Source organism: Streptomyces flaveolus (genome assembly GCF_044765825.1).
Classification (GTDB): domain Bacteria; phylum Actinomycetota; class Actinomycetes; order Streptomycetales; family Streptomycetaceae; genus Streptomyces; species Streptomyces flaveolus.
Window position 1 is genome coordinate 34,658 of sequence record NZ_JBIWKU010000015.1, and the last position, 26,530, is coordinate 61,187.

The 26,530-nt window shown below is 73.7% G+C and carries 27 protein-coding genes; 10 read left to right on the forward strand and 17 right to left on the reverse strand.

The genetic code is table 11. The features are described from left to right. Positions 1–33 precede the first annotated feature (33 nt). Positions 34–1,173: a transcription termination factor Rho gene (rho, locus tag ACIRG6_RS33560; protein WP_364823865.1), complete on the reverse strand. Its 1,140-nt coding sequence runs from the start codon at positions 1,171–1,173 to the stop codon at positions 34–36. Positions 1,174–1,590: 417 nt separating this feature from the next. Beyond that, positions 1,591–1,983, reverse strand: a complete 393-nt coding sequence (locus ACIRG6_RS33565; RefSeq protein ID WP_318217299.1) for a nuclear transport factor 2 family protein — start codon at positions 1,981–1,983, stop codon at positions 1,591–1,593. Positions 1,984–2,050: 67 nt separating this feature from the next. On the opposite strand from ACIRG6_RS33565, the gene ACIRG6_RS33570 reads away from it, so the two are divergent. Next, the gene (locus ACIRG6_RS33570; protein ID WP_403325444.1) at positions 2,051–2,635 is read left to right on the forward strand and encodes a PadR family transcriptional regulator; all 585 of its coding nucleotides are present in this window, start codon (positions 2,051–2,053) and stop codon (positions 2,633–2,635) included. A gap of 4 nt (positions 2,636–2,639) precedes the next feature. Beyond that, positions 2,640–3,365, forward strand: a complete 726-nt coding sequence (locus tag ACIRG6_RS33575) for a class I SAM-dependent methyltransferase (protein ID WP_364683735.1) — start codon at positions 2,640–2,642, stop codon at positions 3,363–3,365. 15 nt (positions 3,366–3,380) lie between these two features. Here the strand turns inward: ACIRG6_RS33575 and ACIRG6_RS33580 are convergent, their stop codons facing one another. From ACIRG6_RS33580 to ACIRG6_RS33610, 7 genes are all read right to left on the reverse strand, one after another. Continuing rightward, on the reverse strand, positions 3,381–4,127 hold the full coding sequence (locus ACIRG6_RS33580) for a GntR family transcriptional regulator (protein WP_364683733.1): 747 nt from the start codon (positions 4,125–4,127) through the stop codon (positions 3,381–3,383). 163 nt (positions 4,128–4,290) lie between these two features. Beyond that, complete coding sequence (locus tag ACIRG6_RS33585; protein WP_364683731.1) at positions 4,291–5,457, reverse strand: serine hydrolase domain-containing protein; 1,167 nt, start codon at positions 5,455–5,457, stop codon at positions 4,291–4,293. A 110-nt stretch (positions 5,458–5,567) separates the two neighbouring features. After that, positions 5,568–6,536 carry an acetylxylan esterase gene (locus ACIRG6_RS33590; protein WP_364683729.1) on the reverse strand — a complete coding sequence of 323 codons (969 nt, stop codon included), beginning with the start codon at positions 6,534–6,536 and terminating at the stop codon, positions 5,568–5,570. A gap of 298 nt (positions 6,537–6,834) precedes the next feature. Next, complete coding sequence (locus tag ACIRG6_RS33595) at positions 6,835–7,416, reverse strand: Rv1733c family protein (protein ID WP_364683727.1); 582 nt, start codon at positions 7,414–7,416, stop codon at positions 6,835–6,837. Between the two features lie 228 nt (positions 7,417–7,644). Then, positions 7,645–8,424: a ferredoxin reductase gene (locus ACIRG6_RS33600; protein WP_403325449.1), complete on the reverse strand. Its 780-nt coding sequence runs from the start codon at positions 8,422–8,424 to the stop codon at positions 7,645–7,647. Continuing rightward, entirely contained in the window at positions 8,417–9,022 is a 606-nt protein-coding gene (locus tag ACIRG6_RS33605; RefSeq protein WP_364683725.1) for a sulfite oxidase-like oxidoreductase, read from the reverse strand. The genes ACIRG6_RS33600 and ACIRG6_RS33605 overlap by 8 nt, the downstream gene beginning before the upstream one ends. 94 nt (positions 9,023–9,116) lie before the next feature. Beyond that, positions 9,117–9,524, reverse strand: a complete 408-nt coding sequence (locus ACIRG6_RS33610) for a MarR family winged helix-turn-helix transcriptional regulator (protein ID WP_403325602.1) — start codon at positions 9,522–9,524, stop codon at positions 9,117–9,119. Between the two features lie 167 nt (positions 9,525–9,691). Between ACIRG6_RS33610 and ACIRG6_RS33615 the strand changes: the two genes are divergently transcribed. Beyond that, complete coding sequence (locus ACIRG6_RS33615) at positions 9,692–10,765, forward strand: hypothetical protein (protein WP_364823883.1); 1,074 nt, start codon at positions 9,692–9,694, stop codon at positions 10,763–10,765. 172 nt (positions 10,766–10,937) lie between these two features. Next, the gene (locus ACIRG6_RS33620) at positions 10,938–11,756 is read left to right on the forward strand and encodes a putative protein N(5)-glutamine methyltransferase (protein WP_364683719.1); all 819 of its coding nucleotides are present in this window, start codon (positions 10,938–10,940) and stop codon (positions 11,754–11,756) included. A gap of 12 nt (positions 11,757–11,768) precedes the next feature. Here the strand turns inward: ACIRG6_RS33620 and ACIRG6_RS33625 are convergent, their stop codons facing one another. Continuing rightward, positions 11,769–13,847, reverse strand: a complete 2,079-nt coding sequence (locus tag ACIRG6_RS33625; protein ID WP_403325453.1) for a SpoIIE family protein phosphatase — start codon at positions 13,845–13,847, stop codon at positions 11,769–11,771. A gap of 258 nt (positions 13,848–14,105) precedes the next feature. Between ACIRG6_RS33625 and ACIRG6_RS33630 the strand changes: the two genes are divergently transcribed. From ACIRG6_RS33630 to ACIRG6_RS33645, 4 genes are all read left to right on the forward strand, one after another. Next, positions 14,106–14,984: a hypothetical protein gene (locus ACIRG6_RS33630; protein ID WP_364683715.1), complete on the forward strand. Its 879-nt coding sequence runs from the start codon at positions 14,106–14,108 to the stop codon at positions 14,982–14,984. Positions 14,985–15,123: 139 nt separating this feature from the next. Then, entirely contained in the window at positions 15,124–15,495 is a 372-nt protein-coding gene (locus ACIRG6_RS33635) for a hypothetical protein (protein WP_364683713.1), read from the forward strand. A gap of 126 nt (positions 15,496–15,621) precedes the next feature. After that, entirely contained in the window at positions 15,622–17,637 is a 2,016-nt protein-coding gene (locus ACIRG6_RS33640; protein ID WP_365024467.1) for an NADPH-dependent 2,4-dienoyl-CoA reductase, read from the forward strand. A gap of 42 nt (positions 17,638–17,679) precedes the next feature. Then, positions 17,680–18,231 (forward strand): PadR family transcriptional regulator, encoded by a 552-nt coding sequence (locus ACIRG6_RS33645; protein ID WP_365024465.1) that lies wholly within the window; start codon positions 17,680–17,682, stop codon positions 18,229–18,231. 359 nt (positions 18,232–18,590) lie between these two features. On the opposite strand, the gene ACIRG6_RS33650 is transcribed toward ACIRG6_RS33645, so the two are convergent. Continuing rightward, on the reverse strand, positions 18,591–19,601 hold the full coding sequence (locus tag ACIRG6_RS33650) for a fibronectin type III domain-containing protein (protein ID WP_403325457.1): 1,011 nt from the start codon (positions 19,599–19,601) through the stop codon (positions 18,591–18,593). A 441-nt stretch (positions 19,602–20,042) separates the two neighbouring features. Here ACIRG6_RS33650 and ACIRG6_RS33655 point away from each other — a divergent pair, with 441 nt between their 5' ends. Then, a complete protein-coding gene (locus ACIRG6_RS33655) occupies positions 20,043–20,915 on the forward strand; it encodes a glycoside hydrolase family 75 protein (RefSeq protein ID WP_403325460.1) in 873 nt (290 codons plus the stop codon). Between the two features lie 94 nt (positions 20,916–21,009). Here ACIRG6_RS33655 and ACIRG6_RS33660 read toward each other — a convergent pair whose 3' ends face one another. The 4 genes from ACIRG6_RS33660 to ACIRG6_RS33675 all read right to left on the reverse strand — a co-directional run bounded on the left by ACIRG6_RS33660 (position 21,010) and on the right by ACIRG6_RS33675 (position 23,865). Continuing rightward, a complete protein-coding gene (locus ACIRG6_RS33660) occupies positions 21,010–21,420 on the reverse strand; it encodes a PTS-dependent dihydroxyacetone kinase phosphotransferase subunit DhaM (protein ID WP_318217283.1) in 411 nt (136 codons plus the stop codon). Further along, positions 21,413–22,012 (reverse strand): dihydroxyacetone kinase subunit DhaL, encoded by a 600-nt coding sequence (gene dhaL / locus ACIRG6_RS33665; RefSeq protein ID WP_350723114.1) that lies wholly within the window; start codon positions 22,010–22,012, stop codon positions 21,413–21,415. The genes ACIRG6_RS33660 and dhaL overlap by 8 nt, the downstream gene beginning before the upstream one ends. 49 nt (positions 22,013–22,061) lie before the next feature. Beyond that, on the reverse strand, positions 22,062–23,054 hold the full coding sequence (gene dhaK / locus ACIRG6_RS33670) for a dihydroxyacetone kinase subunit DhaK (RefSeq protein WP_364823897.1): 993 nt from the start codon (positions 23,052–23,054) through the stop codon (positions 22,062–22,064). 403 nt (positions 23,055–23,457) lie between these two features. Next, entirely contained in the window at positions 23,458–23,865 is a 408-nt protein-coding gene (locus tag ACIRG6_RS33675; RefSeq protein ID WP_364683704.1) for a DUF6223 family protein, read from the reverse strand. A 355-nt stretch (positions 23,866–24,220) separates the two neighbouring features. Here ACIRG6_RS33675 and ACIRG6_RS33680 point away from each other — a divergent pair, with 355 nt between their 5' ends. After that, positions 24,221–24,628 (forward strand): DoxX family protein, encoded by a 408-nt coding sequence (locus ACIRG6_RS33680; protein ID WP_318217279.1) that lies wholly within the window; start codon positions 24,221–24,223, stop codon positions 24,626–24,628. A 74-nt stretch (positions 24,629–24,702) separates the two neighbouring features. On the opposite strand, the gene ACIRG6_RS33685 is transcribed toward ACIRG6_RS33680, so the two are convergent. Continuing rightward, positions 24,703–25,311 (reverse strand): response regulator transcription factor, encoded by a 609-nt coding sequence (locus ACIRG6_RS33685; RefSeq protein ID WP_350723107.1) that lies wholly within the window; start codon positions 25,309–25,311, stop codon positions 24,703–24,705. Beyond that, positions 25,253–26,428 carry a histidine kinase gene (locus ACIRG6_RS33690; protein ID WP_403325465.1) on the reverse strand — a complete coding sequence of 392 codons (1,176 nt, stop codon included), beginning with the start codon at positions 26,426–26,428 and terminating at the stop codon, positions 25,253–25,255. The genes ACIRG6_RS33685 and ACIRG6_RS33690 overlap by 59 nt, the downstream gene beginning before the upstream one ends. Positions 26,429–26,530 lie beyond the last annotated feature (102 nt).

A 26,530-nucleotide genomic window follows, 5' to 3' on the forward strand; every position in this document is an offset into this window, starting at 1 on the left:
CCGGCCCGGCGGCGGACCACTGCCTGCCGGCCGTCAGTCGGCGGGCAGGGTCGGCTGGACGCGCCGCAGGAACGTGGCGTTGTCCGGCGTCTGGCGCATCCGTTCGAGCAGGGTCTCCAGGCCGGAGTGCCCGTCCCGGGTCCCCAGGGCCCGCCGCAGGCCCCGCACGGCCGTCGACTCGGCGGTGGAGAGCAGGAGTTCCTCGCGGCGGGTGCCGGAGCCGGTCAGGTCCACGGCCGGGAAGACGCGGTGGGAGGCGAGCTCCCGGCTGAGCCGGAGCTCCATGTTGCCGGTGCCCTTGAGCTCCTCGAAGTAGAAGTCGTCCGCGCGTGAGCCGGTCTCCACCAGCGCGGTGGCGAGAACGGTGAGCGAGCCGCCTTCCTCCGCCTTGCGGGCGGCGCCGAAGAACCGCTTCGGCCCGATCAGCGCCCCGGCGTCGACACCGCCGCTGAGCGTGCGGCCCCCGGAGGCGGCGGCGTTGTTGTGCGCCCGGCACAGCCGGGTCAGGGAGTCGAGGAGGATCACGACGTCCTCGCCGGCCTCGACGAGGCGCTTGGCCCGCTCGATCACCAGCTCGGCGAGGGCGATGTGGTGCTTGGCGCTCAGGTCGAACGTCGAGGCGTACACCTCGCCCCGCACGGAGCGACGCATGTCGGTGACCTCTTCGGGCCGTTCGTCCAGCAGCACGACCATCAGGTGTGCCTCGGGGTGGTTGCCGGCGACGGCGGCGGCGATCTGCTGGAGCAGGACGGTCTTGCCGGTCTTGGGCGGGGCGACGATCAGGCCGCGCTGTCCCTTGCCGACCGGGGCGAGCAGGTCGGCGACGCGCCCGGTCAGGCCGGCCGCGGGGTGTTCCAGGCGCAGCCGCTCGTGCGGGTGCAGCGGGGTCAGGTCCCGGAAGTGCCGTCGGCCGCCCTGCCCCGCGGGTGTCCGTCCGTTGACCCGGACGACGTCGGTCAGGGCGCGGCGGTCACCGAGGACGCCCTCGACGAGGTCGCCCTTGCGCAGGCCGTGCCGGCGGACCAGGGCGGGGGAGAGGGCCGGGTCGGACGGCTGGGACAGCAGGTCTCCGGTGCGCAGGTGGCCCTTGCCTCCCGCGTCGATGTCGAGGACACCGGAGGCGATCTCGGCCGGGGACTGCTGCACAGGGGGGTGTTCGAGTGTGGTGGTCATGGTGTTCGGTCCTTTCACGGACGCGGGCATGAGACATGCGGAAGGAAGGGGGGAGGAAGCCGCGCGAGGGGTCGGACGACACCCTGGGGACGGCGGGGAACGGCACCTCGGACTCCAGGGGAAAGACCCTGTTCACGAGGTTGGGCCGAGAAGCGGACGCGCCGGTCGCATCAGGACGGGCGGGTCGGCGAACCGAAGGGGGAATCGCACCGGCGCCCGAAGAAAACCCGACGAAACGAAGGGGGGCGTGCACAGGTGCTGGTCGCACTGTACCACTACGAGCGGTGCTGTGGCGGGAAGACGGGACGACCTCACCGTTACACCTCGCACAACGCGGCCGGCGCCGCGCGTATTCCGGGCAGGCCGAGGTCCCGCCGGTCGCAGCGCCCGGCGGGACCTCGGGACGTCACGCGCCCGTCAGGCGCTCCGGGCCTCCTCGGCGATCCGCTCGAACTGCGCCGCCATGGCCGCCTGCAGCGCCTGAGCACCCGACAGCGGGCGCACCATCACGGTGAGTTCGTCGATGCGGCCGGCCTCGTCGAGGTGCAGGAAGTCGCAGCCGCTGATCTCCCGGTCGCCGACCCGGGCGCTGAAGACCAGTGCGTGGTCGCGGCCGTCCGCCTCGCCGATGACCCGCTCGTACCGGAAGTCCTCGAAGACGCGCTCGACCGCGCGCAGGATCGCCGTCGTGATCGCCTTGCCGTGGTACGGCTTGAACACGACCGGGCTGGTGAAGACCACGTCCTCGGCCAGCAGCGCCGCTACGGCGTCCATGTCGTGCGCCTCGACGGCCGCGCGGAATGCCTGCATCGTCTCTCCTATTAAACTATTTGAATAAGTGCGGAGTAGGGTAGCCAGTTCTTGCTAGCGTGTCGACATGTCTCTGAAGTACGCCGTCCTGGCCGCCCTGCTGGAGGGCGAGGCGTCGGGTTACGAGCTGTCCAAGGTCTTCGACGTCTCGCTCGCCAACTTCTGGCCCGCGACACCCCAGCAGCTCTACCGGGAGCTGGACCGCCTGGCGGGTGAGGGGCTGATCGAGTCCCGGACGGTGCCGCAGGAGCGCCGGCCCACCAAGCGCCTGTTCTCGCTGACGAAGGCCGGCCGGGAGCGGCTGAGCGCCTTCGCCGCCGAGCCGACCCGGCGTCCCACCGCCGTCCGCGACGAGTTCCTCATCAAGATGCAGGCCATGGACGGCGTCGACCCCGAGGAGGTCCGCGCGCTGGTCGAGGAGCGCAGGTCCTGGGCCCTGGGCAAGCTCGCCCGCTACGAACGCGTCCGTGAGCGCCTCCTCGACGGCCGCACGGAGGAGGAGTACCTGCGCGACGCGGACCGCGTCGGCCCCTACCTCACGCTGGCCGCCGGGATCACCTTCGAGCAGGACAACGCCCGCTGGTGCGAACGCGTCCTCTCGGTGCTGGAACAGCGCACTCCCGCGGGCCCGGCCCGGCAGGCCCTAGGCTGACCGGATGTTCAGCCCCGAAGGCCCCACCCTGCGCGAACTCGCCGTCCAGGCGCTGTCGTCGGTCGAGCGCGGCTACGACCTGCTCGCCCCGAAGTTCGACCACACCCCGTACCGCACGCCGGACCGGGTCCTGGACGCCGTGGCGTCGGCGCTGGAGCCGATGGGACCGTTCGGTACCGGACTCGACCTGTGCTGCGGCACGGGCGCGGGCGTGGGCGTCCTCGGCCGGGTGTGCCGGGAACGGGTCACGGGCGTCGACTTCAGCGCGGGCATGCTGGGGGTGGCGCGCAAGCGCTCCGTGCCCGAGGGCCCCGAGGTCTCCTGGGTGCGCGCGGACGCCCGCGCCCTGCCGTTCGGGCCCGTCTTCGACCTCGTGGTGAGCTTCGGGGCGTTCGGGCACTTCCTGCCCCGCGAACTGCCGGGCCTGTTCACCCAGGTGCGCTCCGTGCTGCGGCCGGGCGGCTGCTTCGCCTTTCCCGTCGGCGCCCCGCCCCGCCCCGGCTCCCGGGCGTACTGGACGCTGCTGGGCTTCGACACGGCGATGCGCGTGCGCAACGCGCTGTGGAAGCCGTCGTTCGTCATGTACTACCGGACGTTCCGGCTCGGCGACGTGGGCCGAGAGCTGGCGCGCACCGGATTCCGGGTCGACCTGCACGCCCTGCCCGGCTTCGGACTCCGGCCCGACGGCAGCCCCCGCGCCCGGCTGGTCGTGGCCCGGCGGCTGCCGTGAGCGGCGACTGTCCGGTCAGCCCGCCGCCGGCAGGGTGAACTCGTAGACGAGCGCGTCCTGCCGGGAGTCCACCACCAGGTCGGTGATCTCCAGTGGGCGCGCGTACTGGTCGTGCACCCGCCGGGTGACCCGGACCGCCGGGGTGTCCGCGAGCCGGGTGATCGTGTCGCGGTGGTGCAGGGCCAGCCCCGCCCTGCGCATCCAGTCGTAGGCCCGGCGCAACTGGGCGCAGGCGGAGCCGTCGGCGCGGTCGCGGTACCGGGCCAGCTCCTCCACCTCGGCCAGTGCCACGGCGGAGAACGAGGTCACGGCCGTCCGCCGGCCGCTGCCGTCGGGGGTCGCGGACAGATAGCGGTGCACCAGGGTCGGCCGGCCCGGCGCCAGCCCCAGCGCCGCGGCGTGCTCCGGCGGCGGGGGCTCCCAGGCCACGGTGGCCCGGTCGCCGGTGCACGGCTCGGCCGCCCGGGCGCCGACCGGGAAGGCGAGGGACGCCGGGCTCTCGGCGGGCGGCCCCGGCAGGGTGACATGACTGCCGCGCCGGTCGGTGGCGACCAGGCCCTCCCGGCGCAGCACCTCCAGGGCCTGGCGCACCGTCTCCCGGCTGACCCCGAACCGCTCGGCCAGCAGCCGCTCGCCCGGCAGCCGCTCACCGGGCGGGACCGCCCCGTGCCGCAGTTCGTCGAGCAACTGGGTGGCGACCCGCCGGTACAGAGGCGCGGGCGCGTGGCGGAGAGGGTCGTCGTGCGGGGTGGTGCGGGCCATGCCGCGCCCTCCTGTGGGTGACGTGCGGTAGCCGTGCGGGCTCGGTGCGCCACCAGAATTACCATTGGTCTAAACCAGTAGGGAAGTGCGGCCCGCCGGTTCGGCCGAAACCGGCCGCCCGCACGGGCCGTCACCGCCCCTCGTCACGGGGGCCGGCCACCCCTCACAGGGCGCTGTAGAGGGCCTCCACCAGCGCCATCTTGCGCGGGTCGTCGGCGATGTGCGGCCCCATGCGGTTCATCGCATAGCCCAGCGAGACCCCGGCCTCGGGGTCCGCAAGGCCCGTGGACCCGCCGAAGCCGTCGTGTCCGAAAGCCCGCGGATTGGGCCCGTAGGAGCCGTTCGGGCCACTGAGCCACAGTCCGAGCCCGACCTCCGTCTCGTGGGCGAAACCGGCGCCGAGGACGAGGTCGCGGCAGGCGCCCTGCCCCTCGCGCACCCGCTCGGCGGCCTCCGGGGACAGCAGACGCCGGCCGCCGTACGAACCCCGGCCCGCGAAGATCCCGTACAGCGCGGCGACCGCGCGCGCCGTACCGTGCCCGTTGGCCGCCGGGATCTCGGCGGCCCGCCAGGCCGCCGTGTTGGCCTCCGCCGCGCCCACCGGGGGATTGGTCAGCGCGGCCAGGGCCGCGGGTGCCAACTGGGCGAAGACGGCGGCCTGTTCGCTGCCGGACGCGGCGCGCGGATGCACCAGCTCGGCCGCCCGCCCCGCCTCCCGCTCGGGAAGTCCGATGGTGAAGTCGATCCCGAGCGGCCCGGTCACCTCGCGCGCGAGGAACGCCCCGGGCAGCAGCCCCGACACGCGCCGCACGACCTCGCCGACCAGATATCCGTACGTGATCGCGTGATAGCCGGAGCGGGTGCCGGGCTCCCACCAGGGCTCCATGGCCGCCAGCCGGGCGGTGGTCGACTCCCAGTCGTACAGCGCGGCCACCGGATGCGGTTCCCGCAGACCCGACAGGCCGGCGCGGTGCGACAGCAGATGCCGTACGAGCACCTTCTCCTTCCCCGACGCGGCGAACTCGGGCCAGTAGACGGCCACCGGCGCGTCGAGGTCGAGCAGTCCGCGGTCGGCGAGGATGTGGGCGCACAGGGCGGTCGGGCCCTTCGACGTCGACCACAGGTTGACCAGCGTGTCCCGCTCCCAGGGGCGGGTACGGGCCGCGTCGGCCCAGCCGCCCCACAGGTCCACCACCGTCGCGCCGTCGACGGTGACCGTCACCGCGGCGCCCAGCTCCCCCCGCTCCCGGAAGTTCTCCTCGAACGCGGTGCGCACCGCCGCGAAGCGGGCGTCGCAGCGGCCGTCAACCGGTGCCTCGTGCTCTGCCATGGGCCCTCCGTCGTACGCCGGAAACCGGGCCGCGATGTCATGGCCCGGGCCCGAAGAACGTACCGACTGGTCGGACCGGGCGGAAGTCCGCGGACACGGCCCGCCCGGGCTCAGGCGTACGAGCGCAGCCAGCGGAGCTTCGCGGCCTCCTGGAAGGGGCCGCCGCCCTCGTGGTCGTTGAAGTCGTACACCTCGATCGCCTTGTCCGCGTGCGCCCACGCGTTGAACGCCGCGAAGACGGTCGACGGCGGGCAGGTCTGGTCCTCGAGGGCCGCCGAGAACAGGGCGGGAGCCCGGCCGCGGGCCGCGAAGTGCACGCCGTCGAAGTAGGACAGCGTGCGCAGGGCGTCCCCCGTGCGGCCGCGGTGCGTCTTCAGGTACAGGCCGACCTCCCGGTACGGGTGCCGGTCGGTGAGCGTCACCGCGCGCGGGAAGTCGCAGAGGAACGGCACGTCCGGAGCGACGGCCGCCAGGTCCGGCACCAGGCCGCCGACCGCGATCGATATGCCGCCGCCCTGGCTGCCGCCCAGCGCGACCGTGCGCGCCGGGTCGGTCAGCGGGTGCGAGCGGGCCGCCTCGACCGCGCGCACCGCGTCGGTGAAGACGCGCCGGTAGTAGTAGTTCTCCGGGGCGTCGATGCCGCGGGTCATGAAGCCCGGGTACGCGGGCGTGCCGCCGACCGGGTCGGCGGTCCCGCCACCGCCGCCCCAGGCACTGCCCTGGCCGCGGGTGTCCATGACGAAGTGCGCCCGGCCCGTGGACGCCCACAGCAGGTGCTCGTGCGGCAGTCCACGCCCGCCGCCGTACCCGACGAACTCCACCACCAGCGGCAACGGCTCCTCGACCGCGGCGGGCAGGATCAGCCAGCCCTTCACCGGGTGACCGCCGAACCCGGCGAACGTCACGTCGTACACCCGCACCGTGGACAGTCCCGTGTCGACCGGTTCGAAGCGGGCGTCGAGGTCGTGCGCGCGGGCCTCCTGGAGGGTCTTGCTCCAGAACGCGTCGAAGTCCTCGGGCTCGGTGGACTCGCTGCGGTGCGCGCGGAGTTCCTCGAGCGGAAGGTCGAACAGGGCCATCGAGAACCGCCTTTGCGGGGGAGACAGTGCCGGACCGTACGGATGATCACACCGTACGTGAGTGGTCGGACGACTCGCCAGATCTCGCCGGGACCCGGCTCGGCACCGACGCCGCGCCGCAACCGGATGACGCGTCGATCCGCTGGTCAGCAGGGTGCCCCGGTCTCGGGGGAGCGGCCACGCCGGTCGCCGGACGACCGGTGGCCGATCCAGGTGGTCGGGTCACCTGCGCCGGGAACCGGGAGCCGGGAGCCGAGCCGGGAGCCCGCCGCGGGCCGTGCGGACGCGGCCGCCGGCGTCACGCCCGGCGGTGCGTCCACTGCGGTTCCGTGCGCGCCCAGTCGCGCTCCCACTCGGCCATCCGGCGCCGGAGCGCCGTCCGGTGGACGACGCACTGCCCGAGGAAGACCGTGAGTGCGGCACCCAGGGCCGTGAACGCGCCGACGGTGACGGTGTGCTCCCAGACCGCGGAGTCGCCGGCCGGCGGCGGCACGCTCCGGCCATGGGTGTCGAGCCACACGGCGATCACGTCGCCCTGCCGGGCACCGGCCGGGACACGGCTCGTGGTGGTCTGCGCCTCACCGCCCGGCGTGGTCCAGCGCACGGTCGCGCGGTACGACTGCCCGCCGGTCTGCACCGACGACAGGCTGTCGGGGGTCCGGTCGATCACCGTGGCGTGCACTCGGTGGCGCTCGGAGCGCTGCTGGGCCGCGACCGTCTCCGCCTGGCCCTGGGCCCACAGGGCCGCGGCGGCCCCCAGCAGCGGGGCGCCGACGAACAGCAGCACGGCGACGACCAGCGCGGTCCACGCCTCCACGACGTCCGACCGGCGCCGCAGCGGATTGCGCCGCCAGCGCCAGCCGCGCACCCGGGTTCGCATGTCGACCTCCTCGCGATCACCGCGACCGGAGGATGCCGACGAGCGGCCGTACGGGGTGGGCCGCCGCTGTCTCCGCATCGCGTCACGCGTGCGAGTGCCCGCACAGGTCCGGTACCCCGTCCGGCGGGCGAGTCGCCGGACGGCCGTTCCGTGTCGCCGCCCAAGTGCCCAGCCGGAGCGCGGGGAAACACGGCCCGGACACGGCCCGCTCCCGTGGCCGCCGCGGGGTCAGCCGAAGCGCTCGATGCGGATCCGGTCCACCGGCTGTCCCGCCGCCACCAGCAGCCGCGAGGCATGCTCGGCGAAGGAGTTCGAGCCGCAGACGTACGCCTCCCAGCCTCCGGCGGGCGGGTCGGCGAGCAGGGGCGCCAGGTGCGTGGCCGCCAGCCGCCCCACCGGCGTCCCCTCCGGAGCGCTCCGGGTGAACACGGGCGTCGTCTCCGGGCCGAACTCCCGCGCGTAGATCAGTTCCTCCGGGCTGCGCGCCGACACCAGCAGCCGCAACGGCACCGACAGCCCCCGCGCCCGGTGGTGGCGCACCATCGACATGAGCGGCACCACCCCGGAGCCGGCGCCGAGCAGCAGCGCGGGCCGGTCGCCGGGCCAGGCGAAGAAGCCGCTGAGCGGGCCCCGCACCTCGATCCGGTCGCCGGGCCTGGCCACCGTGTGGAACCAGCCGGACACCTCGCCGTCGGCCACATGGTCGAGGGTCAGCTCGATGTGCCCCGAGTCGTCGGGCGCGGACGCCAGGGAGTAGTGGCGCTGGGCCACGTACCCGTCGGGCGCGGTCAGCCGCAGCATCAGGTGCTGGCCCGGCACGTGCCCCGCCCAGCCGGGCACCGCCAGCCGGAAGGTGGCCGCGCGGGGCGTCTCGCGGCGGATCTCCGTGAGCGTGGCCGTCTGCCACGTCCCGGCCGCCTCGCCCTCCACCTCGATGCGCCCGGGCACGGCGAACCGCGTCGGGGGAGTGAAGGCGGGTGCGCTGTGTGTCGTCGCCGTCTCAGTCACCGGAGTACCGCTGCTCCTGCCAGGGATTGCCGCGCGCGTGGTAGCCGTTCTGCTCCCAGAAGCCCGGCTCGTCGTGGTCGAGGAGCTCCAGCCCCGCGATCCACTTGACGCTCTTCCAGAAGTACAGGTGCGGCACCACCAGCCGCGCCGGACCGCCGTGCTCGGGGGCCAGCGGCCGCCCGTCGTACTCCCACGCGATCCACGCGCGCCCGCCGGTCAGGTCGGCCAGCGGCAGGTTCGCGGTGTAGCCGGTGTGCGCGTAGGCGACGGCGTGCGTGGCGGACGGCAGCGGGCCGGCCGCGTCCAGGAAGGTGTCCAGGGACACGCCCCCGAACCGCACCCCGAACTTCGACCAGCCGGTCACGCAGTGGATGTCGCCGGCGTACGCCGAGGCCGGCAGCCGGCCTGCGTCGGCCCGGTTCCAGGTGCGGGGCCGGGCCACCAGCCCGCCGATGCGGAAGGACCAGTCGTCGCGGGCCAGGTCGGGCGTGACCTCGGCGGACAGCACGGGCCAGTCGTCGCCCGCGTCGTACTGGCCGGGCGGAAGTCCCGGCCGGGCGGAGCGTGCGCGCCCGGTGAAGCCTCGGGTGGTGTTCATGCGGTGGGACCTTTCGGCCGACGGGGAGGGGCTGCCCCGCGGTCGGCGTGATCAGTGCGTACGCGGTCAACGGTACGTGTCTTCGGGCGGGACCTCAGACCGGGTCCTCGCCGGGCCCGGCGTCCCGCCACGCGTTGTACCGCTCCAGATACGCGGCGAAGCGGATCAGGTCCTCCTCGGACCAGTCCGCGAGCCGCTCCCGGAACGCGGTCCGGCGGCTTTCGGTGACCTGCGCCAGGATGCGCCGGCCGGCGTCGGTCAGATGCAGGACCTGGACGCGGTGGTCGTCCGGGTCCACGCGCCGCTCGACCAGCTCGGCGCGCTCCAGCGCGGCCACCTGCCGGCTCACGGTGGACTTGTCCAGGGCGTAGTGGGCGGCCAGGTCGGTGGCCCGGCACCCGTCCCGTTCCTCCAGATGCCCGAGCAGCGTGTACGACACCAGCGACAGCTCGGGGTGCATGCGCCCCGCCGAGGCGCGGGCACGGCGGGCGAAGGCCGTCATCTCCCGCTGGATGGTCTCCACGGCCGTGTCCGCCGCGCGGGCGCCGCGGGTGACAGTCGTCTCGTCGGGCCTCTCGGCTGCCGTCACGGATCCTCCCTCGCAGTTTGGTTGTATAGTACAACTTGAATGCGGAGTTGTATAAGCCAACCATTGGAGGTTGCGGGCCGATGAGGTCGCACGCCCTGCGCCATGTGCTCACGCACCTGATCACCCCGCTGCTGATGTGCATCGGCATGGGGCTCGCGTACATGGGGGCCTTCGTCACCCCCGAGCCGAACCACCTGCCCGTCGCCGTCGTCGGCTCGGGCCCCGAGGCCAAGGTGCTCGCCCAGACGGTCAAGGACGGGGGCGGTGACGCGCTCGACGTCCGGACCGTCCCCACCCGCGCCGAGGCCGTCGACCTGCTCCGGCACCGCGACATCACCGGCGCCTACGTGCCCGGCGGCACGGCCCCCGAGGTCGTCGTGGCCACCGCCGCCTCCGACATGGGCGCCATGGCCGTGGAGAAGGTCTTCACCCCTCTCGCCGAGCGGCAGGGCGTCCCGCTGAAGGTCACCGACGTCGCCGCCCCGGTCGACGACGACCCCACCGGGCAGGGCCTCTTCTTCCTGCTGATCGCGGTCAGCATCGGCTCCTACGCCTCCGTGGCCGCCCTCGGCGCCGCCGGGTCCGCGCTGCCGATGCGGATCCGCGCCCTGCTGACCCTCGGCGTCTCGGTCGTCGTCAGCGGCATCGGCACCCTGCTCGCCGGACCCGTGTTCCACCTCGCGCACCACGACCTCGCCGGCCTGTGGGGGATGGCCTGGCTCTACGCCGCGGGCATCCTGTTCATCGGCGTCGGCCTGCACACCTTCCTCAAGCGGTGGACCACACTCGCCATGATGGTGCTGTTCGTGATGCTCAACTTCACCACCTCCGGCGGCCTGTTCCGTCCCGAGCTGCAGAACGGCTTCTTCGGCACCCTGCACGCCTTCTGGAACGGCGCCGGCTTCGTCGAGGGAATCCGCAGCCTGCTCTACTTCGACGGCGACGGACTGGGCCGCAGCGTCTGGACCCTGGTCGCGTGGCTGCTGCTCGGCCTCGTGGTGACGGGTGTCGCCGCCCTCCGCGAGCGGGCCACCGCGCCCGCGCCGGCCCACCCGAGGCACGCGAGGCCGGACGGGGAGAAGGCGGAACCGCACGCCGACGAGGAGGCGGCGGAAGAGGCCGAGGAAGAGGCCGAGGAGACCGTCGGCGTCTGATCGTTGGGGTAGTGTGACCGACGGCCGCGGACAGTCCCGGCCGCCGGACACCTGGGAGGTGAGACCCATTACCGCTGTGTCGGCCCGGGTGCTCTCACCTCTCGGCAGTGCGGTCACCGGCCACCGGTGACCCGGAGAGCGCCCTTCGGTTCTCGAAAGGCTCTCGGCTTCCATGCCTCCACTGTTCGCGGCGTCCTCTTCTTCTCCTTCCCCCTCGGCCTTCCCCTCCCGTGACTCCGTCGTGGCCGCGCTCCGCGCCGCGGGGTGCGTCTTCGCCGAGGACGAGGCGGAGCTGATCCTCGACGCCGCCCGCACCCCCGGCGAACTCGCCGCGCTGGTCGGCCGCCGCGTCACCGGCCTTCCCCTCGAACTCGTCCTCGGCTGGGCCGAGTTCCACGGACTGCGCATCGCCGTGGCTCCCGGCGTCTTCGTCCCCCGCCGCCGTACCGAGTTCCTCGTGGACCAGGCCCTCGCCCACGCGCCCGACGCGGGCGTGGTCGTGGACCTGTGCTGCGGTTCGGGCGCCGTCGGCGCGGCCCTGGCCGCCGCCCTCGACCGGCCCGAGGTGCATGCCGCCGACGTCGACCCGGCCGCCGTGCGCTGCGCCCGCGGCAACCTCTCCGCCGCCGGCGGCCAGGTGCACACCGGCGACCTGTTCGGCGCGCTGCCCGGCGCGCTGCGCGGGCGGATCGACATACTCGCCGCCAACGTGCCCTACGTCCCCACCGGCGAGGTGGCCCTGCTGCCCGCCGAGGCCCGCGACCACGAGCCGCTGGTCGCCCTCGACGGCGGCGCCGACGGCCTCGACGTGCTGCGCCGGGTCGCCGCCGAGGCCTCCGGCTGGCTCGCGCCCGGCGGCTGCGTGCTGGTCGAGACGAGCGAACGCCAGGCCCCGGCCGCCGTCGACGCCTTCACCCGCGGCGGGCTGGACACCCGTCTCGCGGTCAGCGACGAGCTGTACGCCCAGGTGGTGATCGGCGTCAGGCGGTGACGGAGCGCCGGTCTACTCCGGTGGCGTGGCCCGGGCGATCAGCAGGGCCACGTCGTCGGAGTTCTGCGGCTCGTGCAGCGTGCGCAGGAGCAGGTCGCAGACCTCCTCCAGGGGGCGGTCCGGGCCCTCCAGCACGGCCAGGAGCGCGGCCAGCCGCTCGTCGATCGGATGCCGGCGCGTCTCGACGAGGCCGTCGGTGTAGAACACCAGCCGGTCGCCCGGTTCCAGATCGACGGTGATGGTGGAGAAGGGGACGCCGCCCACCCCGAGCGGCACCCCGGTGGGCAGGTCCAGCAGCTCCGGAGGGCGGCCGGCGCGCAGCCGCACCGGCGGCAGGTGCCCGGCGTTGGCGATGCGGCACTGCCGGGCGTGCGGGTCGTGGACGGCGTAGACACAGGTCGCGATGGCCTGGTCCAGCCCGGCCGTGGTCCGGTCGAGGTGTTCGAGCAGCAGCGCCGGATCCAGGTCCAGGGCGGCCAGCGTGTTCGTCGCGGTGCGCAGCCGCCCCATCGACGCCGCCGCCGTGATGCCGCTGCCCATCACGTCGCCCACGACCAGGGCCGTCTTGCAGCCCTCCAGCGGGATGACGTCGAACCAGTCGCCGCCGACCTCGCTGGTGGCCTCGGCGGGCTGGTACCGGGAGGCGACCTCCAGACCGCCCGTCACCCGCGGGTGGCTCGGCAGCATGCTGCGCTGCAGGGTGAGGGCGGCGTCGCGGGCGTTCTGGTACCAGCGGGCGTTGTCGATCTGCAGCGCGGCGCGCGCGGCCAGCTCCCGGGCCAGCAGCAGATCGTCCTCGTCGAACGGCAGCGGATTGCCGGTCCGCTTCAGGTCCAGGGCGCCGAGCACCTCGCCGCGCGCGATCAGCGGGACGGCGAGGTACGAGTGCACGCCGGCCCGGCGCAGCAGCTCGGCCGCCTCGGGTGAGCGGGCGATGCGGGTCAGGTCATCGTCCGTCACCTGCGTCACCATCACGGGCCGGGCGGTGCGCACGCACTCGGTGACCAGGCGGTCCGGCCCGTACCGGGCGACCTGCCCGGGCGGATCGGCCGCCCGCAGCGCCTCGGGCGCGTTTGCCGCCTGGACGGCCAGGGCCCGGATCACCGCGGGCTCGGCGGGGCCCAGCGTGCTGCGCCGGCCCTTGACGACGGCTTCCAGCAGATCCACGGCCGCTATGTCGGCGAGGTCCGGCACGGCAACGTCGGCCAGTTCGTGGGCCGTGCGGTCCAGCTCCAGCGTGGTGCCGATCCGGGCGGAGGCGTCGGAGACGGCGGCGAGGCGGCGCCGCGCGGCCTCCGCCTCGACGCCCGCCCGGTACTGCTCGGTGACGTCCACGATCGAGACGGCCACACCCAGCACCGCGCCGAGGGCGTCCTCCAGCCGGTACAGCGAGACCGACCAGGCATGGTCCTCGTCCGGGTCGGCCGGGGTCCGACCGGTCGCGGACTGGTCGATGACGGGCCGCCCGGTCTCCAGCACCCTGCGCGCCGCGCCCTCCAGCGCTTCCCCGCCCGCCTCCGGCAGCACCTCCTGGATCGTGCGGCCGACGTGGGCCTCGGCGGGGACGCCGTTGATCCGCTCCAGCGCCGGGTTGACCGACACGTACCGCAGCTCCGTGTCAAGGACCGCCAGCCCGATCGGGGACTGTGTGATCACCCGGGCGGACAGTGCCACGTCGTGCTCCAGCTGGCGCACCGTGGACCGGTCGACCGCGAGCCCGAGCGCGTAGACGTCGCCGCGGTCGTCGAGCAGCCGCATGTTGCGGAACTCGACCAGCCGGGTGACGCCGTCCTTGCGGCGGACGGGGAAGGCGCCGGCCCAGCTCCGGCCGGTCTTCATCACGTCGGCGAACAGCTTCACGACCAGGTCGAGATGCTTCTCGTGGACCATGATCCGGGCGGCGTACTCACCCAGCGCCTCCGGGGCGGAGTAGCCGAACAGCTCCTCGGCCTGCGGGCTCCACAGCACGATCCGGCCCTCGGTGTCCAGCACGACCGAGGCCACGTTCAGCACGTCGAGCAGCCCGCTGGGACGCACCGGCCCGCGCGGCGACTCGGCGCCCTCGAAACCGGCAGACCCGGCTGCACTCATTCCACGCCCCGCCTTCGCCGTTCCACGCGGCACGTCTTCCCGATGCCGACTCCTTTGTTCTACCGCGTTCCACCTCGTACAGGGCCGGTTCTCCGAGGCCTCTGCCGTCCCTTCCAGCATCTCCCCGCCAGGCGGCGACCGCCCCGCGGGACATGTCGCACCCGATGCGTCCTTGGTATGTACATGACCATGCGGGGCGGGCCACACTGTGCGCCGAGTGCGTGCCGCCCGACCACCCCCCCACCGAGGAGCCGACTCATGCCCCTGCGCGCCCGGCAACGTTGTCACGCGGTCCTGACCCCACTCGCCGCCCTGGCCCTCTTCCTCGCCGCACCGCCCGCCGGGGTCGCCGCCCCCGCCACCGACACCTGGACCGAGGCCGGCTCGGACCGGGCCGACCCGCTCACCGAGAGCCAGGGTCTGGCCTCGGTGGAGGTCCCGGCCGGCAGTCCGAACCGCTACACCGGGATCGGCACCGTCCCCTGGGGCCTCGCCGGCCGCGGCTGGAACCACGTCGGCGACCCCGACGCCTCCTACGACGGGTACTACGTCGAGCCGTACCAGCGCGACGACGGGAACACGAAGATGTTCCGCGTGCAGGCACCGGACGGCCGCTGGTCGGAGTACGTGCACGCGCTGAGCGCGGGCGAGGCGCTGAACAACTCCTGGGCCGCGATCTCGCCGGACGGCCAGTGGATGCTGTCCGGCGAGTGGGGCACCATGAACCGGCTGCTGGTCTTCCCGACGCCCGGAGTCAACCCGGTCACCTCGCCCTCGGCGAACCTCCCGCAGGCGGCCACTGTCCGCCTGGACCACGCCGTGCGCGATGTCCAGGGCTGTGACTTCCTCGACGCGACCACCCTGCTGTGCTCCTCCGACGACCCGGAGGGCGCCCTCTTCGGGCTCACCAAGCCGCTGCTGCGGATCGACCTCTCCGCCGCGCCGAACGGCACCGCCGATGTCACCGGCCGCGTCACCGCCCTGCGGCAGCTGCCGCTGCGCAGCGCCTGCTCCGGCGCCTTCGAGGCGGAGGGCGTCGACTACGACCGCCGTACCGGCACCCTGCGCGTGATCGTGGTCTCTCCGGGTTTCTGCGTGCTGACCGACAGCAAGACGTACCGCCTCACACGCGGCTGAGACGGCGGCCGCCGGCCCGTGCCGGTAGTGCTCCGCCCGAGGTGGTGCTTTTCTTGGGGTATGACTGCGGTGCCGTGGAATGTCCACGTTGTGGAGCGGCCCACGGCACCGCACCGCGGCCAGGAGAGGAGCGATCACGATGGACGGCGAGCGACTGCATCCGGAGTCCGTCTCGGTGGAGCTGAGCGGATGCGACAAGGAGGACGCCCGCACCGTGTTCGACGCCCTGTGCGCGTGCTTCTCGTCCGACCGGCACGCGGGCGACGTGACCCGGGAGTACGACGATGTGCGCCCGACCGTGTGGCTCGGCACCTTCGACGTGGCCGACGCCCACCAGGGCCAGTGCGGCCCCACTCGGCTCCACGCCTCCGTGGAGGCCGACGTACAGGGCGGCTACTGGGCGATCGAGCGATTCCGCACCACCCTGGACTCCCTGTTCACCGTGCGCGACCTGAGCACGGCCTCCGGCGACCAGGAGCGCGAACTGCACGTACGGCTGGAGAGCCGCTGACCGAGGGCCCGTCGTCGGTCCGCCGGACGCGGCGGTGTGGTGTGCGCCGCCTCTTTGTGCAACTAGTTGCACAAAGAGGCGGCCGTCCTCTACAACAGAGGCACGACACCGCGCACGGAGGGCCCGATGAGCCGTTACCCGCACCTGCTGAGCCCGCTCGACCTGGGCTTCACCACCCTGCCCAACCGGGTCCTCATGGGCTCCATGCACGTGGGCCTCGAGGAGGCCGACCGCGGCTTCGAGCGCATGGCCGCCTTCTACGCCGCCCGGGCCCGCGGGGGAGTGGGCCTCATCGTCACCGGCGGCATCGCCCCCAACGACGAGGGCCGGCCCTACGAGGGCGGCGCCAAGCTCACCACCGAGGCGGAGGCCGCGCGGCACCGGGTCGTCACCGAGGCCGTGCACCGCGAGGGCGGCCGGATCGCGATGCAGATCCTGCACTTCGGCCGCTACGCCTACCACGCCGACCTCGTCGCGCCGAGCCCGCTCCAGGCGCCGATCAGCCCCCACGTGCCCCGCGAGCTGACCGACGACGAGGTCGAGCGGACCATTGACGACTACGCCCGCACCGCCCGCCTCGCCCGCGAGGCCGGTTACGACGGCGTCGAGATCATGGGCTCCGAGGGCTACCTCATCAACGAGTTCATCGCCGCGCACACCAACCGGCGCACCGACCGCTGGGGCGGCTCCTACGAGAACCGCATGCGCTTGCCCGTCGAGATCGTCCGCCGGGTGCGCGAGGCGGTCGGCGAGGACTTCATCGTCGTCTACCGCCTGTCCATGCTCGACCTCGTTCCCGGCGGTTCCACGCTGGAGGAGGTCGTCACGCTCGCCAAGGCCGTCGAGGCCGCCGGAGCGACCATCATCAACACCGGCATCGGCTGGCACGAGGCCCGCATCCCCACCATCGCCACCTCCGTGCCGCGCGGCGCCTACACCTGGGTGACCAAGCGGCTGATGGGCGAGGTGTCGGTGCCGCTCGTCACGACCAACCGCATCAACACCCCCGAGGTGGCCGAGCAGTTGCTCGCCGAGGGCACCGCCGACATGGTGTCGATGGCCCGCCCGATGCTCGCCGACCCCGACTTCGTCGCCAAGGCCGAGGCCGGCCGCCCCGAGGCCATCAACACCTGCATCGGCTGCAACCAGGCCTGCCTCGACCACACCTTCGGCGGGAAGATCACCTCCTGCCTGGTCAACCCGCGCGCCTGCCACGAGACCGAGCTGGTCCTCTCCCCGACCCGGCTCCGCAAGCGCGTCGCCGTCGTCGGCGCCGGACCGGCCGGGCTGGCCTGCGCCGTGAGCGCGGCCGAGCGCGGCCACGAGGTCACCCTCTTCGACGCCGCCGGCGAGATCGGCGGCCAGCTCAACGTCGCCCGCAAGGTCCCCGGCAAGCAGGAGTTCGACGAGACCCTGCGCTACTTCCGGACCCAGCTCGACGCGCTCGGCGTCGACGTACGGCTGAACACCCGCGTCGGCGTGGACGACCTGGCCGGCCACGACGAGGTCGTCGTCGCCACCGGAGTCACCCCGCGCGTCCCCGACATCCCCGGCGTCGACCACCCGAGCGTCCTCGGCTACCTGGACGTCCTGCGCGACGGCGCCCCCGTCGGCGACCGCGTCGCCATCCTCGGCGCGGGCGGCATCGGCTTCGACGTCGCCGAGTTCCTCACCGACGGCGGCGACAAGGCCCACGAGGACCCCGCCACCTACTTCCGCCTGTGGGGCGTCGACATGGACTACCGCGCGCCCGGCGGCCTCGCCGCACCCGAGCGCCCGGCACCGCCGCGCACCGTCCACCTGCTCCAGCGCAAGACGTCCAAGGTCGGCGCCGGTCTGGGCAAGACCACCGGCTGGATCCACCGCACCGAGCTCAAGCACCGCGGCGTCACCATGGTCCCGGGCGTGCGCTACGACCGGATCGACGACGCCGGCCTGCACATCACGATCGGCGACGAGTCCATGGTGCTGGAGGTCGACACGGTCGTCCTGTGCACCGGCCAGGAGCCGCGCCGGGGCCTGTACGACGAGCTGGTCGCCGCCGGCCGCAGCGCCCACCTCATCGGCGGCGCCGACGTGGCCGCCGAACTGGACGCCAAGCGGGCCGTCAAGCAGGGCACCGAACTGGCGGCGGCGCTGTAGGAGGCGTGCGGGAGCGGCGTGGGCCGTCCCTAGGATGAGCCCATGTCACTCCCGCACGCGATCCTCACCGCCCTGGTCGAAAAGCCGTCGTCGGGGCTGGAGCTGACCCGCCGGTTCGACAAGTCCATCGGCTACTTCTGGTCGGCGACGCACCAGCAGATCTACCGCGAGCTGGGAAAACTGGAAGCGCAGGGGCTGATCCGCGCACTGCCCGAGCAGCAGCCCGCCCGCGGGCAGAAGAAGAGCTACGAGGTCCTGCCCGCCGGGCGCGACGAGCTGGCCCGGTGGACCGCCGCCGCGCAGGACCCGCGGCCCCTGCGGGACACCATGCTGCTGCGCCTGCGGGCCGCCGCCGTGGTCGGCACCTTGGGCATCGAGGCGGACCTGCGACGCCATCTGGAGCTGCACGAACGGCAGTTGTCCGAGTACGAGGAGATCGAGAAGCGCGACTTCCCGCCGGGGCAGGAGAGCGCGGAGGACCGGCTGCGGCATCTGGTGCTGCGCGCCGGCATCGACCTGGAGACCTTCTGGACCCAGTGGCTCAGGCACGCCCTGGCGGAATTCGCCGAGCTGCCGGGCGACGCCCCGTCATGACGCCCGCGCGTCGCGCTCAGCACCGGTACGGCTTCGAGCGCCGGCGGTGGTCGTGACCGTCACCGTGCTCCCGGTGGTGCTCACCGAGATCCCCGGACCCGCGGAGGCCGGACCGTGGCCAGGGCGACGGGCAGCGCGGCGGCGGCTGCCACGGTCAGGCCGGAGCGGAGAAGCGGCGATGCGATGCGCATGCGGACTGCCCTCCGGCGGCACGGTTGGCGGACATCCCGTGTGCCGCCGGGACCGGATCGTGCGTGCTGCCCCCGCAGGGGCGGCCGACAGGGCGGCGACCGGCTCCGAATGCGGAGCGCGACCGGCCAGGTGACCCGACCACGGCCGTCCGCGCACCCGCCGGGACGTCACCGTTCCTCGCCCGTCGTCACCGTCCGCTCCGCCGAGAAACCGCCCCAGGTCCCGTCGGGCAGCTTGGCCCGGACCCGCACCCGGCGCGTGGCGCCGGCCTCCTGCCCGGCGTAGAAGCTGTACTCGGCCCTCTCGCGCGGCGCGGCGCCGCCGTACACGAGCGAGGTGGCCCTGCTGCCGTCCAGGTGGATCTCGTACTCGGTGACCACACCGTCGGTGCGCGGCGGCACCCAGTCGAGGTCGATGTAGTACGCCCCGTCGGCGCGGTGGGTCGCCGCGCGCAGGCCGGTGGGCGCGGTGGCACGGCCGTCGTCGGCGCCCGGGGTGGTGAGGCGGACGGCGGCACTGGCGGGGGAGACGTTGTCGGCGGCGTCCCGCGCCCGGACGGTGAACGCGTAGCGGGTGCCCGGGCGCAGGCCGGTGACGACGGCCGCGGTCTGGGCGCCGCCGACGCTGTGGATCTTCGTGCCGCCCTGGTAGACGTCGTACGAGACGACGCCCCGGTCGTCCGTCGCCGCTGACCAGGTGAGCTGGACCACCCGGCTGCCCGCCACCCGGCCGTGCGCACCCGGCGGCCGGGTGGGTGCGGAGCGGTCGGCGGCCGCGGCGGCCGGGGTCGTCGCCCGCACCTCCGCGCTGCTCGGCCCGACCCGCCCGTCGGCGTCGCGCGCCCGTACGGTGAAGACGTAGGCGGTCGAGGGATGGAGCCGGGTGACATCGACCATGCGGTCGGCGGCCGGCACCTCCGTCACCTTGGTGGCGCCGCGGTACACCTCGTAGGTCTCGACCCCGTCGACGGCGTTCCACATCACGTGCACGCTGGTCGCGCTGCCCGCCTCGGCGGTGACGCCCGTCGGTGCCCCGGGCGGACGGCCGCCCCCGCCGTCGTCGCCCGTGCCCCAGCCGCAGGAGGAGACCAGCGCGAGGGCACCGCAGACCAGGGCGCAGCGGAGCAGCACGCAACGGCGCGGGACGCGACGGGGGGCGGGAACGGGAACGCCTCGCACGGTTCTGCCTCCCGGGGCGGCCAGACGGCAATGGTCCGGACCAATATGCCGCCGTGACGCGATCACATCAAGGGGGCCGTCGTGGTCGATCACCCGGACGGGTTACGTATCCTGGATCTCCTGACGGTCCAAGTCCCCGTGATGGCAGGGGCGTTGAGGCCGGTGGCGCGGGCCGCTGTCGTCGCTGATCCCGCGCCGGCGCGGGCGGCCGGGCGGGCCGGAACCGGTACCGGACCCGGCCCGCCCGCCCTCAGGGGGTGTCGTGCGGATCGTGCCGGGGGCGCGGGGTCCGGCACTCGGGTCGGTTGCAAGGCACCGCTGCCCGGAGTCGGCCTGATCCGAACGACACCCCCTGGTCGCACGCCCGGGTGTGCACCGTCTGGCCCTGTGATGGTGGTCAGACGGCCCGATCCGGGGACACATGGGGCCGAGTGTCCGCCCATGTCCCCCAGGAGAGGCCACAACGTGCGTGTCCAGTCGCTGACACTGGTCGCGGCCAGCGCCGCCCTGCTCGCCCCCACGGCGGTCCCCGCCGCACCCTTGCCGCCCCGGCCGGGCCCGCAGTCCCAGGTCCGGCCCGGGCCCGAGGCCGCCTCCCGGTCCCGGGCGGTGGCCGCGGCCGAGACCGCGGCCCGCCTCAGGCCGGAACGCCAGGCCGGCTCCAGGTCCGGGGTCCGGCCCGTGCCCGGCCCGGACGCGGGTGGCCGAACCGCGGACGGAACACCCCAGGGACCCGTCAGCGCCGCGGAACTGCTGGCCAGGACCCGGGACTGCGCCCCCGTCTCGCACGGCCGCTACCGCAGTGACGCGGGGGCCCGGGCGGACATCCCGGTCTGCGGCACCCGGGACGCCGTGTTCTGGAAGGCCGACCTGGACATCGACTGCGACGGCCGGCGCGGCGCCCGCTGCAACGCCCGCACCGACCCGCACTTCACCCCCGCCACGGCCTACACGCGCTCCGACGGCGGCCCGCTGGACGCGGAGAAACTGCCCTACGTCGTCGTGCCCCGGCCCAGCGGCATCTGGGACCACCGGGCGGACGGCGTGCACGGCGGCTCGGTCGTGGCCGTCGTCCACGGGGACCGGGTGGGGTACGCGGTCGTCGGCGACATCGGCCCGCGCGACATCATCGGCGAGGCGTCCTACGCGGCCGCCAAGGCGCTCGGCGTCCCCGCCGACCCGAGCACCGGCGGCGTCGCCTCCGGGGTGACGTACATCGTCTTCAAGGACACCGGGACCGAGCCCATCGAGGACACGGCCGCCACCGAGCGGACGGGGGAGCGGCTGGCCCGGGAGTTCGCCGACGGCGACTGAGCGGCCGGGGTGACGACCGCCCGCCCCGGCACGTCGGTCCGCTCGGCCGGCCACCGGCGGCGGCGCGCGCCGAGCCGCCGCCTTTCCCGGCGCGCTACACCTTCCGGTAGGAGTACGCCTCGGCTGCCGCCGCCTCCACCGCCGCCAGGTCGGCGCCCGTCGCCGCCGTGACGACCGCGGCCACCGCGCCCTCGACGAACGGGGCGTCGATCAGACGGGTGTTGTCCGGCAGCTCGTCGCCCTCGGCCAACAGGGCCTTGACGGTGAGCACCGCGCTACCCAGGTCGGTGAGGACGGCGACGCCCGCGCCCCGGTCCACGGACGCGGCGGCCGCGGACACCAGCTCGGAGCTGGTGCCGAACCCGCCGGCCGCGGTGCCGCCCGCCGGAGCAACCGGCACCGCCACGCCCCCACCCGACAGGGCCTTCGTCAGCTCGGCCACGGACGCCGCGACCTCGGCACTGTGCGACACCAGCACGATCCCGACCAGCTTCTCGTCACTCACCGGATGCCTCCTCGAGCGCCGCGATCAGCAGCGCCGCCGACGTGGCACCGGGATCCTGGTGCCCGATGCTGCGCTCGCCCAGATAACTCGCCCTGCCCTTGCGGGCCTGCAACGGCGTGGTCGCCTCGGCGCCCTCCTCGGCGGCGGCGCCGGCCGCGGCGAACGAGTCACCGAGGGCGTCCACGGCCGGCACCAGGGCGTCGATCATCGTCTTGTCGCCGGGTGCGGCGCCCCCGAGTGTCCGGACCGCGTCCACCCCCGTCCGCAAGGCCTCGGCCAGCTGCTCCTCGCTCACCTCGGCGCTGTCGCCGAGCGCCTTGCCGGTGCGGCGAAGCAGCGTGCCGTACAACGGTCCCGAGGCGCCGCCGACCGTCGAGATGAGCTGCCGCCCGGCGAGCATCAGGACCGCGCCGGGCGTGTCGGGTGCCTCTTTCTCCAGCGTGGCCGTCACGGCCGTGAACCCGCGCTGGAGATTGCTGCCGTGGTCGGCGTCGCCGATGGGCGAGTCGAGGGCGGTGAGCCGTTCCGCCTCGCGGTCGACCAGCGCGGCGGTCGCCGTCATCCAACGGCGGAAGAAGTCGGCGTCGAGCACAGGATCTCCTTGTCTGGTAGGTATGTTCCGATCCCTTCCCCGTCCACCGTCACATGCCCCAGCGCAGCCCGGGCGTCCTCACCGGCGCGTCCCACAGGCCGAGCAGCTCCTCGTCGATCTCGCACAGGGAGACCGAGGCGCCGGCCATGTCGAGGGAGGTCACGTAATTGCCGACGAGGGTGCGGGCGACGGCGACACCGCGCTGGCCGAGCACGCGCTGCACCTCGGCGTTGAAGCCGTACAGCTCCAGCAGCGGCGTGGCGCCCATGCCGTTGACGAGGACCAGTACGGGATTGCGGGGGCCGAGGTCGGTCACCACCGCGTCCACGGCGGCCTCGGCGATCTCGCCCGAGGTCATCATCGGCCGACGCTCCCGGCCGGGCTCGCCGTGGATGCCGATGCCGAGCTCCAGTTCACCGGCGGGCAGGTCGAAGGTGGGGCTGCCCTTGGCCGGCGTGGTGACGGCGCTGAGCGCGACACCGAAGCTCCGGGAGCTGTCGCTGACCCGTCGGGCGATCGCCTCCACCTGCTCCAGCGGACGGCCCTCCTCCGCCGCGGCGCCCGCGATCTTCTCCACGAACAGCGTGGCACCCGTGCCGCGACGCCCCGCCGTGTACAGGCTGTCCGTCACCGCCACGTCATCGTTGACCAGCACCTTCGCGACCCGGATGCCCTCGTCCTCGGCCAGTTCGGCGGCCATGTCGAAGTTGAGCACGTCACCGGTGTAGTTCTTGACGACGAACAGCACGCCGGCCCCGCTGTCCACGGCCGCCGCGGCGTGCACCATCTGATCCGGCACCGGCGAGGTGAACACCTCGCCCGGACAGGCCGCCGCCAGCATCCCCGGCCCCACGAACCCGCCGTGCAGCGGCTCGTGCCCCGACCCGCCCCCGGACACCAGGGCGACCTTTCCGCTCACGGGGGCGTCCCGCCGCACGATCACCCGGTTCTCGACATCCACGGTCAGCTCGGGATGGGCGGCGGCCATACCCCGCAACGCGTCCGCGACCACGGTCTCCGGGACGTTGATGAGCATCTTCACGGGTACCTCCTGGGAAGGCAGCAGGCAGGTCCTCGACCTGCTTCGTGCTGGTCAGGATCGTCAGGTCGGTCGAACGGTCGGGCGAGGTTCGGCCGGTGGTTCTCCCGGCAGTATCGGTCTTGCGGCAGCGAAGGTCACGCGCGAGAACGTTCCGGGCGCGCCCCGGTCCCGACCCGGGACGCATCCGGCCGAGGCCGGTCGACAGCCTCGGCGGTCCTGCCCGGCACGCGGCCGCGGGTGGACCACGGCGAAGGACGCGCCGGTCTCGGCGCGTCCTGCTGATCGTCTGCGTTGAGGCACGGGCCGGGACGGACCCGCCGGCGGGCGCCGGCGGGCAGCGAAAAGCCGACCGGGCCGCCGGTGTCGGCGGTTTCCGGTCGGCCGGGGAGTGCCGCGGGCCGGTTCAGGCGACGGCGCGTCGGGACCGGGACAGCGCCAGCGCCCCGAGTACCACGCCGGCCAGCCCCACGACCATGGCCACGACAGCGCCGCCCGTGCCGGAGCCGTTGCCGACACCGCCGTCCGCGACGGCCAGGGCGATCCCGCCGATGATCACGCCGACCGCCCCCACCGCCACTCCCGCGATGGCCCCGCCGCGCGCGTTGCCGGCACCACGGCCGGCCGCGCGCAGGGCCCGGACGCCGAGGACCACGCTGATCACTGCCACGACCAGGGCCGCGAGGGAAGGGCCCCGCCCGGAGCCACCGTCGTCGCCGTCGGCGGCCATGACGTTGGCGGCCGCCGGCGCGGCGAGGACGAATCCCGTGGTCACAGCGGCTGCGACAGCGAGGAGCGAGCGACGGACGGACATGGGGGTTCCCTTCGGTTTCCCTGACTGTGTACTGACGGCAGCCTAGGAACCGGCCGGTCGCAATTCGTCATGCCGGAGTATCCGTTCCGCCTACCGTCGGAGCGGTATCGGCCCGGGGTGGCGTCTGCCGCCGGAGCAGTCGACTACCGCAAACGCAGCACTCCGGCTCGACTCCCGCTTTGTCGTCGGTGTTCCCGCACAGGAACCGGCCGCCCCTCACCGGCGGCCGGCCTATTCGAGGCGAGGATTCCGGATATGTTCAATGTGCGATTATTGACCCGCTGAATTGTCGCGGGCTATCGTCCAGGAGTCAGTTTTCCGGACGCACCCAATTGCCAAGGAACCGGGGGCTTGGATGAGCGAACCGAAAAGGTCGCCGGGTAAGGGAGCAGGACGGACCGCGAGCATCGTCTTATGGGTGTGTCAGGCACTTCTCGTGCTTGTCTTCCTCGCCGCCGGCCTCGCGAAGCTCGCCGGCGCCGCGGAGATGGTGGCGGCCTTCGAGAACATCGGAGCCGGGCAGTGGCTCAGGTACTTCGTCGGCGTCGTGGAACTCGTCGGCGTGTCCGGGCTGCTCGTCCCGCGCCTGGTCGGCCTCGCCGCTCTGGGGCTGGCCGGCCTGATGACCGGGGCAATGATCACCAACCTCGTCATCGACGACTTCTCCCTGCTGGCGCTGTTCCTCCTCGTGCTCAGCGTCACGGTCGCCTGGGGACGGCGGAGCCGCGTCACAGCCCTGATCCGGCCCGCCACCGCCGGCTGAGGGGCCGCGGGACCGGCTCCGCGGTGGCCGGGGACCCCCTGCGGCGACGCCTCGGCCGCGTGCGCGGCCGGTGCTCAGATCCAGCCGGCCCGCGACGCGGCCAGCACGGCCCCGACCCTGTTCGTCGCCTTCAGCTTGTGGATGGCGGAGTGGATGTGGTTGCGGACCGTTCCCGGGCTCAGATGCAGCTGGGACGCGATGGCGCTGAGCGGGCGGCCGTCCTCGGCCACCTTCAGGATCTCGGCTTCGCGGACCGTGAGGGGGTTCTCCCCGGCGGCCACCATTTCCGCGATCAGCTCGGGCGGCAAGTGGTGGCCGCCCGCGTGCACTTCACGGATCACCCGTCTCAATTCGCAGATCGAGGTCTCCTTGGTCAGGATGCCGCGGACCCCGGCCTTCAGCGCCCGCTGCAGGTGCCCGGGCCGCACCTCGCAGGTGAGGATCACCAAGGGGAAGCCGGGCCGCTCCCGGTGCAGCTGCTCGGCGACCTCGATCCCGTTCATGCCAGGCATGTGCACGTCAACCAGGGCGATTCCTGCCCCGTGCTCCTTCACCAGCCCGGCCACCCTGTCGCCCCGCCCGGTGTGGGCGATCACATCGATGTCCCCGGACAGTTGGAGAAGTTCAGTGAGGGCTTCCCTGGTGAGGGCCTCGTCCTCGGCCAGGACCAGCTTGATCGCCATCTTCCCTCCAGAAGTCGCTGTGACGGACGGGTACGGATGCTTCGACGTGATAGGTCGAACCAGGGCCCGGACCGTGCGCGAGCGTGCCGCCCTCGGCCCGCAGCCGCGCCGTCAGGCCGACGAGCCCGCTCCCGGAGGCCGAGGCGCGGGGCCGGGCGCCGTCGTTGGAGATCCGCAGGCGAGCGGTGCGGCCGCGGATCCAGACCTCGATCGAGCAGTACCCGGCTTCGCTGTGCCGGATGACATTGGTGCCCGCCTCCCGGACCACCCAGCCGAACACCTCCTGGACCGGTCGCGGCAGTGCGACCCGGGTGCGCGTGACCTCCACCCGCGTGCCCAGGGTTTCCAGGTCGCGGCGCACCCCGTTGATCTCGGTGGCCAGGTCGCTCAGGCGGTAGCCGCCGACCAGGGCCCGGACCTCGGTCATCGAGCGACGCGCGAGCTCCAGTACGGTCTCCAGCTCGGCCCGCGCCCGGTCCGGCTGGGTGGTGAGGAGACGGACGGCGAGCTCGCCCTTGCGATTGATCGCGGCGAGGGTGCGTCCGAGCACATCGTGCACGTCCTGCGCGAGCAGCCGGTTGTCCGCCGCGACCACCCGTCGCACCGACTCCCGCCCCTGTCGCGGCGTCACCGCCGCCGGAGCCGCCGGTGACGCCGTCAGCGCGTCCGCGCGGGAGCCCTGCCCGATCGCCGGGGCGGCGAAGTCGGGGGCCATGAGCACGTATCCCGAGGAGACCGCGGAGATGGCGCACAGCAGCTCCTCGGCCGGCGCGTCCCGCAGAAGCAGCCCGGAAGCCCCGGCCGCGAGCGCCTCGCGGCAGTGCTCCCCCTGTCCGGGCAGGGCCAGAACGATCACCTTGGGAGGATCGGCGGCGGCGAGCAGGCACCTGGTCACGGTGACCAGGTCCGGTCCGGCCGCCCCCAGGAGCACCAGGTCGGGGTGGGTCTGGCCGGCCCGAGCTATCGTCTCGTCCGCATCCGCCGCCTCGCCGACCAGGTCCAGCTCGGGGGTGGCTCCGATCACCGCCGCCAGTACTGCTCGGGCGGCCAGGTCGGGATCGGACACGAGCACGGAGCACGTCTTCGCCGCCGCTGGACAGGGAAGGGCGTAGGTCATCGGAGTGTCCCCCAAGGAAGGCCTGAGTCGAGAGCCGGCGCAACCGGTCATGTGTGCCGGCCGGCCGGTGTCCGGACAGGGGGGTGGTGTCCCGGCCGTCCA